Genomic DNA, 13,441 nt, shown 5'->3' with positions numbered 1-13,441 from the left:
CATGGCCGGCCCCCTCTCCGGCGGTCCGCAGCCCGGCCCCCTGATCCGGCCCGACGAGACCCTTCAGGGGATCGGCGGCGCGGTCACGGCGATTCCGCTGACGCATCCGGGGAACCGGCGCTGGTGGATCGCCTTCGCGGCGGCGGCCTCGCTCCTCGGCCTGTTCGTGCTCACCCTCGGCTATCTGCTCTATGCCGGTCCCGGCATCTGGGCGAACAACAACGCCGTCGTCTGGGCCCTCGACATCGCGAGCTACGATTGGTGGATCGGCGTCGCGTCCGGCAGCCTGCTGGTCTCGGCGATCCTGCTCCTGCTCGGGGCGGAGTGGCGCGGGGCGGTGAACCGCGTGGCCGAGACCCTGGCACTGCTGGCCACCGCGGCCGCCGGGCTCTACCCGATCATCCATCTCGGACGGCCGTGGTTCTTCTTCTGGAACCTGCCCTACCCCAACACCTACGATCTCTGGCCGCAGTTCCGCTCGCCACTCCTCTGGGACGCGATCGACATCGTGTCCTTCCTGGTGATCTGCGTGAGCCTCTGGTTCATCGGCCTGCTGCCGGACCTCGCCACGTTGCGCGACCGTGCCCACGCGGAGGCGATGCGCCAGCGGGAGACGAAGGCAGCGACCCGGAAGCGCGCGCTGCTGCGCGCGCAGGTCTACGGCATCCTCGCCTCGGGCTGGCGCGGCTCGGCGGCCCATTGGCAGATCTGGGTTCAGGCCTACCGGACGGTGGCGCTGCTCGGTGTGCTGCTGGTGGTCTCGGTCCAGACCGGGGCCTCGGTGATGCTGGCGGGCTCGCTGATGCCGGGCTGGCACAGCACGCTGCTGCCGGTGAGCTTCCTGGTGAATGCGGTCTATTCCGGCGTCGGCGTCACGGCGGTGATCGTGATGCTGATCCGCCTCGTGTACGGCCTCGGCGCCCTGGTGACGGACCGCCATCTCGACGTGCTCGGGCGGCTGTTGCTCTGTCTCGGCTGCGCCAGCGCCTATTGCTACGCGGCCGAGTATTTCGACACGTTCCTCAATGGCGACGCCGCGGGGCGCGGCGTCCTGGTCCGGCGCATGACCGGCGACCACGCCCTCGTGTCCTGGACGGCGATCCTGTGCCTCGTCCTGCCCGCACAGATCCTGTGGTCGGCGCGGGCCCGGACGGCGCCGGTCGCCATCGCGGTGGTGGGCCTTCTTGTGGCGATCGGCGCCTATGCCGACCACGTCATGGTCCTGGTCGTCACCCTGACGCAGGATTTCCTGCCGTCCTCGCGGCTGCCCTACACGACGGATGTCTGGGGTATCGCCACCTTCGCGGGCTCGGTGGGCCTGTTCCTGACCCTGCTCCTCCTGTTCCTGCGCTACCTGCCGGCCGTGTCGATCGTCGAGAGCCGCCGCCTCGCCCTGATGGTGTCGCCGGCCGCGCAGGAGGCGGCCCGTGCGGCCGCATCCCGGGCCACCGGTCGCCCGGAGGACGACCCGGTCACCGCGCCCCTGTGGGGCGTGTCCGCGACCTTCGCGAGTCAGGGCGATCTCGCCGCCGCCCTCCAGGCGGTCTCCGGGATCAGTCCGGATCACGTCCATCTCGACGGGCACGGGCCGGTGCCGATGCCCCGCACCCTGCGGGCACTGGGCTTGGAGGGACGCTCGATCCTGCCCTACGCCCTGGCCGGGGCCCTGCTCGGCGGTGTCGGCTTCTTCGCCCTGTGCCTCTACGCCACGGCCTACGATTACGTCTTCCTGATCGGCGGGCGCCCGCGCCTGTCCTGGCCCTCGTTCGTGGTGCCGAGCGTCTCCGTCGCGATGATGGCGGGCTGCGTGGCGATCCACTTCGCGCTCCTCGTGCTCAACCGCCTGCCCCGCCTGAATCACCCGGCCTTCAACATCCCGGGCTTCCTGCGGGCTTCCGAGGACCGGTTCTTCCTCTCCGCGGAGGCGCGGGGTGACCGGTTCGACGCAGGCCGGATCGAGCGGCGGCTCGCGGCCCTGCCGGCCGAGGCCGGGCGTCCCCTCGAGCTCCGGCGGATCCCGCGATGAGGCGCGCCGCCCTCCGCACCGTGCCGCTCGCCCTCCTCGCCCTCGCGCCGCTGGGGGCCTGCGGCGAGGCCGACATGGCCGATCAGGCCCGGGCCAAGACCTGGGACAAGAACCCGTTCTTTCCCCGGGAGATCACCATGCGCCAGCCGGTGGCGGGCACCGTGCCGCGGATCGATCCGGCCCGCACGGCGCCGCAGCCGCAGACGATCAGCCGGGCGCTGCTCGACCAGGGCCGGGAACGCTATGGAGTCTTCTGCACCCCCTGCCATGGGCAGGACGGGCGCGGCGCCGGCATGATCGTGGCCCGGGGATTTCCCTCCGCCGGCAATCTCACGGCGGAGCCCGTGCGCATGGCCTCCGCGGCGGAGCTCTACGACGCCATCTCGAACGGCCGGAAGTCCATGTTCGGCATGGCCCAGATGATCCCCTCGGCAGACCGCTGGGCGATCATCGCCTATCTCCGCGCTCTCCAGCTCAGCCAGGATACCCCGGTGGCGAGCCTGCCCCCGGAGGATCGCACCCGCCTGGAGGCGACGCCGTGAGGCGCCCCGCCCTGCTCGGCCTCGCCGGCCTCGTCCTCCTGGCCGTCTGCCTGCTCGCGGGCGGCTGGCGCGGGGCCGCGGCCTCGTATCTCGCGGCGTGGCTCGTCCTTCTCGCCCTGCCGGTCGGCGCCCTGCCGGTGGTCATCGTCGCCGAGCGTTTCGGCAAGCGGGTCCGCGAGCGCGGCGGCATCGAGATGCTGGCGGGTCTGCGCCGGCTGATGGCGCTGATGCCGGTCGCGGCCGTGCTGTCGCTGCCGCTTCTGGCCGCCACGCCCCTGCTCTATCCCTGGGTGAGCGCTCCGGCGCGCACGCCGCTGGCCGCCCTGTGGTTCACGGTGCCGTTCTTCGCGATCCGGGCGATCGTCTATCTCGCAGCCTGGACCTGGCTGGCGCTGAGGTTCGCCAGGCCGTTCGACGCCCCCGGCGAGGGGCGGACCGTGCCGGCTGTTGGGCTGCACGCGATCGTCGGCACGCTGTTCGTCACCGACGTCGTCGCCTCCCTGGATCCGCGGCTCGATTCCACCCTTCTGGGCCTCCTGGTGATGACGGCCTGGAGCGGCCTCGCCTTCGCGGCGGCGATCCTCCTCGCCTGGGAGGAGCCGGAGCCCGTCGGCCGCGGCCGTACCGCGCCCGGACGGGGCCGGCTGGTGCCCCTCGTGGTGCTTCTGGGCCTCTGGGCCTATCTGCACTTCGTCCAGTTCCTGATCGTCTGGTCGGCGAATCTGCCGCCCGAGGTGACGTGGTACTTCGCCCGCGGCGGCTGGGTCGGGCGGGCGCTGGCGGTCGTGGCCGGCGCCGTCGTCGTGCTGGCCGGGCTCGCGACCCTCCGGCCGGGACGCCCGACCACCCGGATCCTGGCCGGCGCGGCGGTGGCCGTCCACGCCCTGGAGATGTTCTGGCTGATCACCCCGGCGGTGCGCGACCGCTTCGTCCTCCGGCCGAGCGACGTGCTCGCCGCCGCTGCCGTGGCCTGCCTCGCGGCCGCGCTCCGGCCGGTGCTGCGGCCGCGGGCGGACCGCGTGGCCTCCGACGCCCGGCGCGCCGGGAGGCCGGCATGAGCGCCGACGGCCCCTCCGGGCTGATCCCGGCGATCCTTGCCGGGCTGACCCTGCGCGGCAGCGGGCTCCTGAACGGGCGGCCGCCCCGTCCGGCTGCCAACACCCAGCGCGATCCGAATGAGCCCGGGCACGAGACCCGGGACGTCAATGTCCGCAACACCGTGATGGTGATGGCGGGCCTCGCGCTCACGGTCCTGGCGGTCGTTGGGACGATGATCTGGCTGATGGACACCTTCGCGGCGCGTCAGCGCCGGGCCCTGCCGGCCCTGACGCCGCAGCAGACCACGCAGTTGGCGCCGCCGCCTCCGAACCTTCAGGCCGACCCGTACGCCGATATCGACCGTGCGCGGGCGGCGGCCGAGGCGTCTCTCGCCGGCTACGGCTACCGGGACGAAGCCCGGACCCGCGCCCGCATCCCGATCGGGCGCGCCATGGACCTGATCGTCGGCCGGTCCCTCGAACCGGCGGAGCCCGCTGCGCGATGACGCCGAGCCACGATTCCCTCCAGCTCTGGCCGGCGGCGGTCTCCGCCACCGCGAGCGAGACCGACCTGCTCATCCTGGCCTTCACGGTCCTGACGCTGCTCCTGACCGTCCCGGTCTTCGTGGCGATCACCTACTTCGCCCTGCGCTACCGCGAGGGGTCCGAGGCGGACCGGAGCCCCTCGGGCATCCGCTCGAACCTGATCGAGATCAGCTGGATGCTGATCCCGTTCCTGCTGACACTGATCTTCTTCGTCTGGGGCGCGAAGCTGTTCATCCAGTCGAAGAACCCGCCTCCCGACGCCATGGTGGTCGAGGCGATCGGCCGGCAATGGATGTGGAAGTTCCAGCACCCGACGGGCCAGTCCGAGATCAACAACCTGCACCTGCCGATCGGCCAGCCGATCCGCCTGCACATCATCAGCCAGGACGTGATCCACGCCCTCTACCTGCCGGCCGTGCGGATGCAGGTCGCCGCCCTGCCCGACCGCTACACCGACCTGTGGTTCAAGGCCGACAAGACCGGCACCTACCACCTCTACTGCTCGGAATATTGCGGCACCGACCACTCCGTGATGGGCGGCGAGGTCACCTTCATGAACCCCGGCGACTACCAGGACTGGCTGACCCATGCCGGCGCGCAGCAGGGCAAGATCGCGGCGGGCCGGGCCCTCTACGAGGCCTATGGCTGCGCCGGCTGCCACGAGCCCGGCACGTCCGTGAAGGCGCCGAGCCTCGCGGGCCTGTTCGGGTCGCAGGTGAGGCTCGCCGACGGCCGCACCGTCACCGCCGACGCGGCGTGGCTGCGCGAGAAAATCCTGAATCCGAACGGCGACCGGCTCGCCGGCGGGGGCAAGCAGGTGATGCCGAGCTTCGCCGGCCGGATCCCGGCGGACGAACTCGGGACGCTGATCGACTTTCTGAAAGCCTATCCGACCTCGAAAGCCGCGGACGCGACACGATGATGAGCTGCGTCAACCTGAAAATTCAGTCGTCGGATCGCAAGCTGCACCGGACCAGCTCTTCGCCCTGCTCGCGGTTTCACACCTCCGATCTGGCCTTGCGTTTTCAGGATCGAGCGCGGGTCCCCTCTCCCGAGCGGGAGAGGGACAGGGTGAGGGATGAGAACGCTCCAGACGAGGCGCGACCTGTCGATGCTTCAAGGGTGTGCTCGATCCTGAGCCTTCTCGTCCCTCACCCCAACCCTCTCCCGCCCGGGAGAGGGGGCCCGTCGCGCTCTGTCGCCAGCGGCGATGTCCGCCTCAGACCTGTGAACATCGCGGCCCGCGGATCGGGGTCGGACGAGCGCGCGAACGTCCTGACCTCCGGCTTCCGACGCTACCTATCGAGGGCGACACGATGAGCGCATCGGGCAGCATCGGCGGCACCGCCCACCGGGAACCCCACACCCCGGAATCCACGATCGGGCGCAAATCCGACTACCTGCACGCGGAATCGACCCTGCGCTCGTGGTTCCTCACCACCGACCACAAGCGCATCGCGATCCTCTACCTCGCCTCGATCACCGGCTTCTTCGTGATCGGCGCCCTGGCGGCGGGCGTGGTCCGCCTTGCTCTGGTTGTGCCGAACGGCGCGATCATGACCAACGACACCTACAACAAGGCCTTCACCATCCACGGCGTGGTGATGGTCTGGTTCTTCCTGATCCCGTCGATCCCCGCGACCTTCGGCAATTTCCTGATCCCGCTGATGATCGGGGCCAAGGACCTCGCTTTCCCCAAGCTCAACCTGACGAGCTGGTACGTGTTCATGACCGGGGCCCTGTTCACCCTGGTCTCTGTGGTGCTGGGCGGGGTCGATACCGGCTGGACCTTCTACGCCCCGCTCTCGACGGCCTTCTCCAACACCTGGGTGCTGCCGGCGCTGATCGGCGTCACCATCGTGGGCTTCTCGTCGATCCTGACGGGGCTCAACTTCGTGGTCACGATCCACACCATGCGGGCGCCCGGCATGACGTGGTTCAAGCTGCCGATCTTCGTCTGGGCGCACTACGCCACGAGCCTGATCTTCCTGCTCGCGACGCCGGTCATCACCACGGCGCTGATCCTGCTGATCGCGGAACGCGCCTTCCATATCGGCGTGTTCGACCCGGCCTATGGCGGCGACCCGGTGCTGTTCCAGCACCTGTTCTGGTTCTACTCCCACCCGGCCGTGTACATCATGGTCCTGCCCGGCATGGGGGTGATCTCCGAGATCGTCCCGGCCTTCGCGCAGAAGAAGCTGTTCGGCTACCGCTTCGTCGCCTACGCGTCGATCGGACTGGCCTCCGTGACCTTCTTCGTCTGGGGTCACCACATGTTCGTCAACGGCCAGAGCGATTTGGCCTCGCTGGTGTTCTCGGGCCTGTCCTTCGCGGTGGCGGTGCCCTCGGCGGTGAAGGTCTACAACTGGACCGCCACGATCCATAAGGGCTCGCTCCGGCTCGATACCCCGATGCTCTACGCGATGGGCTATATCGGCCTGTTCGTGCTCGGAGGCCTCACCGGCCTCTATCTCGCGACGCTCTCGATCAACCAGCACATCCACGCGACCTACTTCGTGGTCGCGCATTTCCACTACATCATGGTCGGCGGCACGGTGCTGGCGTTCCTCGGCGGCCTGCACTTCTGGTGGCCGAAATTCACCGGCCGGATGTACAGCGAGCCCTGGGGCCGGGTCTCGGCGCTGCTGATCTTCCTCGGCTTCAACGTGACCTTCTTCCCGCAATTCATCCTGGGTTACCTCGGGATGCCGCGGCGCTACGCGACCTACCCGGCGGAGTTCCAGCTGCTCAACGTGCTGTCCTCGGCGGGCGCCACGATCCTGGCGGCGGGCTACATCTTCCCGATGCTCTACCTCGTCTATTCCCTCTGGTTCGGCCGGAAGGCGCCCGCCAATCCGTGGAACGCCAAGGGGCTCGAATGGGAGACGGCCTCCCCGCCCCCGACGCACAATTTCCTGTCCCCGCCCGAGGTGCCGCGCATCCCCTACGACTACCCGATCCAGGCCCAGGAATCCCGGGACCAGCACGGATGAGCAAAGGTCTGGCCGACGGCGTCGGGGTCGCGCGCGCGGAGCATTTCGAGAGCGTGGCCCAGCAGCGCGAGGCGGCGACGCTCGGCATCTGGGCTTGGCTGATCACCGAGTTGCTGCTGTTCTCGGCGCTGTTCCTGGTGGCGCTGATCACCCGGATCCAGCACCCCGAGGCGACGATCGCGGCGGCCAAGCACCTCAAGTTCTGGATCGGCGCCACCAACACCGTGGTGCTGATCTGCTCATCGCTCACGATGTCGATGGCGATCGAATTCTCCCGGATGGGCTGGCAGCGCGCCATGGTGCGGGCGATGCTGGCGACCGCGGCGCTCGGGGGCCTGTTCCTCGTGCTCAAGGGCTACGAGTACTACGCCGACTGGGCCGAGCACATGATGCCGTTCCTCAGCGATCGGCCCTTCGCGCTGGCCGAGACGCCGGCGGCGCGGCTGTTCGTGAACCTCTACTACGTCGCAACCCTGCTCCACGCGCTGCATCTGTTCACCGGCATCGCGCTCCTGCTCGGCATGACCTGGATGGCCGCCAAGGCCGGGTTCCTCGCCCGGCACCAGAACTGGATCGAGGTCTACGGCCTGTACTGGCACTTCATCGACCTCGTCTGGATCCTGGCCTTCCCGATCCTCTACGTGGTGAACCGGTAGGATGCGGAACCCCCTCGCGACCCTGAGCGCCGACGACCGCGCCCTGCTCCGGCGGCGCCTGCGCACGCCGGTGCTCACCTTCCTGGCGCTGCTGGCGCTTCTGGCCGTCAACGTCACCCTCGGCGCCACCCTCCCCTTCGCGCAGGTCTGGATCGTCGAACTCGCCGTGGTCGCCGTGATGGTGGCGCTGATCCTCCTCGTCTCCATGGAGGTGATCCATGAGCCGCCGCTGATCCGGCTGTTCTCGGGGCTCGGCTTCTTCTGGGTCGCCATCCTGGTCGGCATGACGCTGACCGACTATCTGGCGCGCTGAGCGACGCGAAATCCGTTGTCCGGGCGGCCGAACACTCCTAAACGTCGCCGCTCCCCCGCATAGCCCGGCTGACAGACGATGTGCGAACTGCTCGGCATGAGCGCCAACGTGCCGACCGACATCCGCTTCTCCTTCGCGGGCCTCGCCCGGCGCGGCGGTGAGACCGGGCCGCATGCGGACGGCTGGGGGATCAGCTTCTACGACGGGCGCACCTGCCGCAGCTTCCACGAGCCGGAGCCGAGCGCCCGCTCGCAGCTCGCCCGGCTGCTGCGCGACATGCCGATCAAGAGCCGCATCGTCGTCGCCCATGTCCGCAAGGCCAACCGCGGCCGGGTCAGCCTGGAGAACACCCACCCGTTCTCGCGGGAATTGTGGGGCCGCCGCTGGACCTTCGCGCATAACGGACAGCTCAAGGGCGTGAAGCGGCTGCCGCTGGGCGGCTTCATGCCGATCGGCTCGACGGACAGCGAGCACGCCTTCTGCTGGATGCTCGGCCGGCTCCAGGCCCGGTTCCGCGCCCTCCCCCGGCCCGAGACCCTCGACCGGGCCGTGGCCGACCTCGCGGGCGAACTCCACGCCCTCGGCGTGTTCAACATGCTGCTCACCGACAGCCGCACCCTCTACGCCCATTGCGGCAAGCGCCTCTGCTACCTCACCCGGCGGGCCCCCTTCGGCAAGGCCACCCTGATCGACGAGGACTGGCAGGTGGATTTCGCCGAAGAGACCACCGAGCACGACGTGGTGACGGTGATCGCCACCCAGGCGCTGACCCGGGACGAGTGCTGGACCGATCTCGCCCGCGGCGACGTCCTGACCCTGCGCGACGGGGCGATCCGGCTGTTGAGACCGGCCAACTTAGCTTAAGTGTGTTTTGCCTGAGGGTGCATGCCCGCGCCCGATGCGCTAGAACTCCGGTAACAGGAGCGCATCGGCCGGGCTTTCCAACCGGTTCGGGCCGACAAGCGCTCCGCCTCGACCCGCCGGGGACCACAGGTCGAGCCACGACGAGTTGACGAGCGCGATACACATGACCCGCGACGACACCGACACCGTCCTGTCCCAGGAGGACGGGACTCGGGATGGCCGCCCGAACCTGGCTCCCGGGATCCGCACGCATCTCGGGGAGCATCTGCGCACCGTCTACGAGCGGATCGGCGAGGAGACGCTGCCGTCCCGCTTCGCCGAGCTGATCGAGAAGCTCGAGGCGGCTTTGCGCGCCCGCGGCGAGGCGATCGAGCCGGAATTCCGCAACGGTCTGCTCGCGGCCGTCCCGTCCCTGCGCGCCTTCGCGCTGTCGCTGACGTCGAACCCCGCCCGTTCGGACGATCTCGTGCAGGACACCCTGCTCAAGGGCTGGCAGCACCGCGCCCGGTTCCAGCCGGGGACGAACCTCAACGCGTGGCTGTTCACGATCCTGCGCAACATCTTCTACTCGGATCACCGCAAGCGGGTGCGCGAGGTCGAGGATCAGGACGGGTCCTACGCGGCCCGGCTCGCCACCGCCCCGCACCAGGGTGACCGGCTCGACGTCGAGGATCTGCAATCGGCGCTGGCCAAGCTGCCGCCGGATCAGCGCGAGGCCCTGGTCCTGGTCGGCGCTGAGGGCGTCTCCTACGAGGAGGCCGCCGCCATCATGGGCTGCAAGGTCGGCACGGTGAAGAGCCGCGTCAGCCGCGCCCGTGGCAGGCTCGCGGAGCTGCTGGGCTACGACGAGGAGGATCTCGGCTCCGACCGCTTCATCCAGTCGGCGATGCCCAAGGACGCGTGAGGGCTCAGCCGGCTGCATCCCGGCGTCCCACAAAAAAAGATGCATCCGATTCCGGGGGTCGGGCGTTACCGGCCCGAGCTTCGCTGCGCCTGCGCGGCGAAACACCACGGAACGGAGATGTCCCGCATGACCTTCAAGACCCTTATCGCCGCCTCGGCCCTCGTCCTGTCGCTTCCGCTGGCCGCCCAGGCCCAGGGCACGATCCCCGGCGCCGAGCGCGGCGCGGCGGCGGGTGCCGATGCGGCCGGCCCGATCGGCGGCATCGTCGGCGGCGCGGTCGGTGCGGCCACCGGCACGGTGGGCGGCATCCTCGGCGTCGACATGGCCCCGCGCTTCCGCAGCTATGTCCGCGAGCGCAATGTCCGCTCCTACGACTACGACGGCCGCGTCGCCGTCGGCACCACCCTGCCGGCTTCGGGCGTGACCTATTACGACGTGCCCAACGAGTACCGCGTGCAGCCGGGCTACCGCTACACCGTGGTGAACGATCGTCCGGTGCTGGTCGATCGCGGCCACCGCATCGTCGAGGTCATCGACTAAGACCCCGGGCCGGTCTTGCGCTGGCCCAAGCGCCCCCGGAGCCCGGCTCCGGGGGCATCTTCATAGCCGCGGCCGTCGGCGCAACGCTTCATCCGTTCGGCCGTTGAGAGATGGCCCGAGCCGTGAGGCGATCATGAGCGACGCACCCACCGATCCGAAAACCACTCTGCCGGAGCCCGTGCGCGACCACCTCGGGCAGCAGCTGCGCGGCGTCCTGCCGGTGGGGTCGGACAAGCCCCGCTTCCTCGGCGACGATCCCGTGCCGGATGCCTTCGAGCCACAGATCCGCCGGCTCGAGACCCGGCTGAAGACCCACGAGGAGGGGACCGAAGCCGTCGGTCATGCCCTCGACCAGATCCTCGATGCCCTCGGCGTCAAGCCGGACGAGACCGACAAGCCCAAGGGCTGAGTCGGCACCGCGCGCCCGCACAGGCGTCAGACGCGCGGCTTCTCGGCCAGCAGGTCGCGGATCTCGGAAAGAAGCTTCACGTCGGCCGGCATCGCGTCGGGCTTCTTGGCCTCGGCGGTCTGCAGGCGGTTCATCGCCCGGATCACCAGGAACAGCACGAAGGCGACGATCAGGAAGTTCAGGGTCAGGGTCAGGAACTGGCCGTAACCGATGACCGCGCCCTGCTTCTTGGCATCCGCATAGGGCAGGCCTGCCTGCACCTTCGACGAGAGCGGGATGTAGTAGTTCGAGAAGTCGAGCCCGCCGGTGATCGCGCCGATCACCGGCATGAAGATGTCCTGGACCGCCGACGTCACGATGGCCCCGAAGGCCGCGCCGATGATCACGCCGACCGCGAGATCGACCACGTTCCCGCGCAGCGCGAACGTCTTGAAATCCCCGAGCATCCGCCAGCCCCCGCCCGCTTGATACCGCCAAGATAGAGGACGGCTCCGCGAAGGCCAGCGCCTATTCCGATGCCGGTCGGCCGGCCGTGGCCAGGGCCGGCCGGTCCTCGCCCAGGGCGGCGAGTTCCGCCTTGACCCGGCGGCGATACTGGGCGGCCACCACCGGGATGGTCAGCAGATAGCCCCCGCTCACCGCGACGAGCGCCTCGAACGGGTAGCTGATCAGGAGGCCGAAGGCCGCGACCCCGAACAGGAAGATCGGCAGGACGAGGCTGCGCGGCACCCGCTTGCCCATGGTCTTGCCCGAATAGGTCGGGACCGTGGAGACGACCAGCAGCGCGATGCACAGCACGTAGATCAGGACCGCGGGCGCCGCCCAGGTCTCGATGCCGAAGCCCAGGAAGTGGAGGTAGAGCGGCAGCATCGCGGTGAGCGCCCCCGCGGGCGCCGGCATGCCGACGAAGAAGTCCTTCTTCCATTCCGGCCGGTTCGGATCGTCGAGCATCGCGTTGAAGCGGGCGAGCCGCAGCGCCATGGCGATGGCGAAGATCAGCGCGACGATCCAGCCCATCGATTTCAGGTGGAACAGCACGAAGCCGTAGAGGATGAGCGCCGGGGCGCATCCGAAATTCACGAAGTCGGCGAGGGAATCGAGCTCCGCGCCGAAGCGCGACGTGCCCTTGAGCAGCCGCGCCACCCGCCCGTCGATGCCGTCGAGCACGCCCGCCACCACCACGGCGATGACGGCGGGCTCGAATTTGCCCTCGAAGGCGAGCCGGATCGCCGTGAGCCCGAGGCAGAGCGCCATCAGGGTGATCATGTTGGGCGCGATCATCCGGAACGGCACCGGCTTGAACCGGCGCGGCCGCGGCTCGTTCGGATCGGGCGCGAAGGGCGGGAAGAGATCGTCCATGGCCTCAGATCCGCTTGAACAGGCGCTCCGGCCCCCCGCCGAGATCGGCCAGCACCGTCTCGCCGGCCACCGCCTTCTGGCCGAGCCCGACCAGCACGGTCGACCCGGCCGGCAGGTAGACGTCCACCCGCGATCCGAAGCGGATCAGGCCGAAGCGCTCGCCGACGCCGAGCACGTCGCCCGCCGAGACGAACCCGACGATGCGCCGGGCCACGAGGCCGGCGATCTGCACCACGCCGACGCGCTTCGGCTGGCCGGCATGGGTCGTCTCGATGACCATGCCGTTGCGCTCGTTGTCGTCGCTGGCCTTGTCGAGCTCGGCGTTGAGGAACAGGCCCGGCGTGTAGTGGATCTGGCCGATCCGGCCGGCCACCGGCACCCGGTTCACGTGGCAGTCGAACACGTTCATGAACACCGAGACCCGTAGCGTGGGCACCTGCGGCAGGTCGAGCTCGGGCGGCGGCAGCACGGTGGCGATGAGGTTCACGCGCCCGTCGGCGGGCGAGATCACGAGCCCGTCCGCCACCGGGGTGACCCGCTCGGGATCGCGGAAGAAGTAGCAGACCCAGAGGGTGAGGATCAGGAAGATCCAGCCGAAGAACTGGGAGAAATAGCCCGCCAGAACCGTCAGCACGATGCCGATCAGGATGAAGGGATAGCCCTCCTTGTGGATCGGCACGAGCGTCCGGCGGATCGTCTCGATCAGGTCGGTCATGGGTTCTTCGGACTCGAGGGAACCGCCGGCAGGCGGACGTGTCGGACGGGCGGATGGCAGCCCGCCGGGCCGCCGTCAACTTTCCAGGGGTCGCGGATCGCCGCGGGACGTCGCGCCCGCCCCTGCCGGGTTCCGCTTCGTCGGGCACCGATTCGGGCGCGCGGACCTCCCGCCACGCGTCATCGTCCCCGCGCGCCGGTGGCGCCGGGGGCATGGCCCGGGAGCGAACACGAGGGACGCGGGACGCCGCGGGAACCCAGGTGTCGGCCAAAGTCGCGCGGGATCCGATCCCCGCGGCGCCCCGCGGCATCGACCGGGCGCCTCCCCCGGCCGGTGCCGTCTTTCTCGTCGCGGCGTCTCCAGCGCCCCGGTCCTGCGACTCCCTGTTAGCGGTCTCGGGCGAGGCCCAGGCACGCCGTGCCCGCACCTCCGGAACCCGCATCAGCGCCGTGGCCTTCCAGCCGCCCCCCGCCTCGTAGTGGGCGGGTCCGCAGGTCGCTCAGGGTCGGCCCAGAGGCGGGTCGGCGCGGGGGCATT

Annotated in this window: 15 protein-coding genes; 12 read left to right on the top strand and 3 right to left on the bottom strand. The window is 69.8% G+C overall.

What is annotated here, in order from left to right; genetic code table 11:
- The first annotated feature begins 1 nt into the window (after position 1).
- From BM396_RS18725 to BM396_RS18670, 12 genes are all read left to right on the top strand, one after another.
- Positions 2–2,026, top strand: coding sequence for a quinol:electron acceptor oxidoreductase subunit ActD (locus BM396_RS18725; RefSeq protein ID WP_043383409.1), 2,025 nt, complete (start codon positions 2–4; stop codon positions 2,024–2,026).
- The gene (locus BM396_RS18720) at positions 2,023–2,568 is read left to right on the top strand and encodes a c-type cytochrome (RefSeq protein ID WP_043383406.1); all 546 of its coding nucleotides are present in this window, start codon (positions 2,023–2,025) and stop codon (positions 2,566–2,568) included. The genes BM396_RS18725 and BM396_RS18720 overlap by 4 nt, the downstream gene beginning before the upstream one ends.
- The gene (locus BM396_RS18715; RefSeq protein WP_043383404.1) at positions 2,565–3,626 is read left to right on the top strand and encodes a hypothetical protein; all 1,062 of its coding nucleotides are present in this window, start codon (positions 2,565–2,567) and stop codon (positions 3,624–3,626) included. The genes BM396_RS18720 and BM396_RS18715 overlap by 4 nt, the downstream gene beginning before the upstream one ends.
- On the top strand, positions 3,623–4,111 hold the full coding sequence (locus BM396_RS18710) for a hypothetical protein (RefSeq protein ID WP_043354181.1): 489 nt from the start codon (positions 3,623–3,625) through the stop codon (positions 4,109–4,111). Before BM396_RS18715 ends, BM396_RS18710 begins: the two co-directional genes overlap by 4 nt.
- Positions 4,108–5,073 carry a cytochrome c oxidase subunit II gene (gene coxB, locus BM396_RS18705; protein WP_043354179.1) on the top strand — a complete coding sequence of 322 codons (966 nt, stop codon included), beginning with the start codon at positions 4,108–4,110 and terminating at the stop codon, positions 5,071–5,073. The genes BM396_RS18710 and coxB overlap by 4 nt, the downstream gene beginning before the upstream one ends.
- 394 nt (positions 5,074–5,467) lie before the next feature.
- Positions 5,468–7,144 carry a cytochrome c oxidase subunit I gene (locus BM396_RS18700; protein ID WP_051976092.1) on the top strand — a complete coding sequence of 559 codons (1,677 nt, stop codon included), beginning with the start codon at positions 5,468–5,470 and terminating at the stop codon, positions 7,142–7,144.
- Positions 7,141–7,800 carry a cytochrome c oxidase subunit 3 gene (locus BM396_RS18695; RefSeq protein ID WP_043383401.1) on the top strand — a complete coding sequence of 220 codons (660 nt, stop codon included), beginning with the start codon at positions 7,141–7,143 and terminating at the stop codon, positions 7,798–7,800. The genes BM396_RS18700 and BM396_RS18695 overlap by 4 nt, the downstream gene beginning before the upstream one ends.
- A gap of 1 nt (position 7,801) precedes the next feature.
- Positions 7,802–8,113 (top strand): hypothetical protein, encoded by a 312-nt coding sequence (locus BM396_RS18690; protein ID WP_043383398.1) that lies wholly within the window; start codon positions 7,802–7,804, stop codon positions 8,111–8,113.
- A 78-nt stretch (positions 8,114–8,191) separates the two neighbouring features.
- Positions 8,192–8,977, top strand: a complete 786-nt coding sequence (locus BM396_RS18685) for a class II glutamine amidotransferase (protein WP_043352612.1) — start codon at positions 8,192–8,194, stop codon at positions 8,975–8,977.
- 163 nt (positions 8,978–9,140) lie between these two features.
- On the top strand, positions 9,141–9,881 hold the full coding sequence (locus BM396_RS18680; protein ID WP_043352613.1) for a NepR family anti-sigma factor: 741 nt from the start codon (positions 9,141–9,143) through the stop codon (positions 9,879–9,881).
- A gap of 126 nt (positions 9,882–10,007) precedes the next feature.
- The gene (locus tag BM396_RS18675) at positions 10,008–10,421 is read left to right on the top strand and encodes a DUF1236 domain-containing protein (protein ID WP_043352617.1); all 414 of its coding nucleotides are present in this window, start codon (positions 10,008–10,010) and stop codon (positions 10,419–10,421) included.
- A gap of 133 nt (positions 10,422–10,554) precedes the next feature.
- Positions 10,555–10,830, top strand: a complete 276-nt coding sequence (locus BM396_RS18670; RefSeq protein WP_043352614.1) for a hypothetical protein — start codon at positions 10,555–10,557, stop codon at positions 10,828–10,830.
- 26 nt (positions 10,831–10,856) lie between these two features.
- Here BM396_RS18670 and mscL read toward each other — a convergent pair whose 3' ends face one another.
- The 3 genes from mscL to BM396_RS18655 all read right to left on the bottom strand — a co-directional run bounded on the left by mscL (position 10,857) and on the right by BM396_RS18655 (position 12,904).
- Positions 10,857–11,276 (bottom strand): large conductance mechanosensitive channel protein MscL, encoded by a 420-nt coding sequence (gene mscL / locus BM396_RS18665; RefSeq protein WP_043352622.1) that lies wholly within the window; start codon positions 11,274–11,276, stop codon positions 10,857–10,859.
- A gap of 61 nt (positions 11,277–11,337) precedes the next feature.
- A complete protein-coding gene (locus BM396_RS18660; protein WP_043383395.1) occupies positions 11,338–12,189 on the bottom strand; it encodes a CDP-alcohol phosphatidyltransferase family protein in 852 nt (283 codons plus the stop codon).
- 4 nt (positions 12,190–12,193) lie between these two features.
- Positions 12,194–12,904 (bottom strand): phosphatidylserine decarboxylase, encoded by a 711-nt coding sequence (locus BM396_RS18655; RefSeq protein WP_012318030.1) that lies wholly within the window; start codon positions 12,902–12,904, stop codon positions 12,194–12,196.
- Positions 12,905–13,441 lie beyond the last annotated feature (537 nt).

This window comes from Methylobacterium sp. UNCCL125, from assembly GCF_900116795.1.
GTDB lineage: Bacteria > Pseudomonadota > Alphaproteobacteria > Rhizobiales > Beijerinckiaceae > Methylobacterium > Methylobacterium fujisawaense.
The sequence above is the reverse complement of the archived record's forward strand: the minus strand, read 5'-3'. Positions and strand labels throughout refer to the sequence as shown.

Bases quoted from the DNA above. Each gene is read 5' to 3' on its own strand.
- BM396_RS18720 (WP_043383406.1), top strand. From the start codon at position 2,023: ATGAGGCGCGCCGCCCTCCGCACCGTGCCGCTCGCCCTCCTCGCCCTC.
- BM396_RS18710 (WP_043354181.1), top strand. From the start codon at position 3,623: ATGAGCGCCGACGGCCCCTCCGGGCTGATCCCGGCGATCCTTGCCGGG.
- mscL (WP_043352622.1), bottom strand. From the start codon at position 11,276: ATGCTCGGGGATTTCAAGACGTTCGCGCTGCGCGGGAACGTGGTCGAT.
- BM396_RS18670 (WP_043352614.1), top strand. From the start codon at position 10,555: ATGAGCGACGCACCCACCGATCCGAAAACCACTCTGCCGGAGCCCGTG.
- BM396_RS18690 (WP_043383398.1), top strand. From the start codon at position 7,802: ATGCGGAACCCCCTCGCGACCCTGAGCGCCGACGACCGCGCCCTGCTC.
- BM396_RS18675 (WP_043352617.1), top strand. From the start codon at position 10,008: ATGACCTTCAAGACCCTTATCGCCGCCTCGGCCCTCGTCCTGTCGCTT.
- BM396_RS18695 (WP_043383401.1), top strand. From the start codon at position 7,141: ATGAGCAAAGGTCTGGCCGACGGCGTCGGGGTCGCGCGCGCGGAGCAT.
- BM396_RS18700 (WP_051976092.1), top strand. From the start codon at position 5,468: ATGAGCGCATCGGGCAGCATCGGCGGCACCGCCCACCGGGAACCCCAC.
- coxB (WP_043354179.1), top strand. From the start codon at position 4,108: ATGACGCCGAGCCACGATTCCCTCCAGCTCTGGCCGGCGGCGGTCTCC.
- BM396_RS18680 (WP_043352613.1), top strand. From the start codon at position 9,141: ATGACCCGCGACGACACCGACACCGTCCTGTCCCAGGAGGACGGGACT.
- BM396_RS18725 (WP_043383409.1), top strand. From the start codon at position 2: ATGGCCGGCCCCCTCTCCGGCGGTCCGCAGCCCGGCCCCCTGATCCGG.
- BM396_RS18655 (WP_012318030.1), bottom strand. From the start codon at position 12,904: ATGACCGACCTGATCGAGACGATCCGCCGGACGCTCGTGCCGATCCAC.
- BM396_RS18660 (WP_043383395.1), bottom strand. From the start codon at position 12,189: ATGGACGATCTCTTCCCGCCCTTCGCGCCCGATCCGAACGAGCCGCGG.
- BM396_RS18685 (WP_043352612.1), top strand. From the start codon at position 8,192: ATGTGCGAACTGCTCGGCATGAGCGCCAACGTGCCGACCGACATCCGC.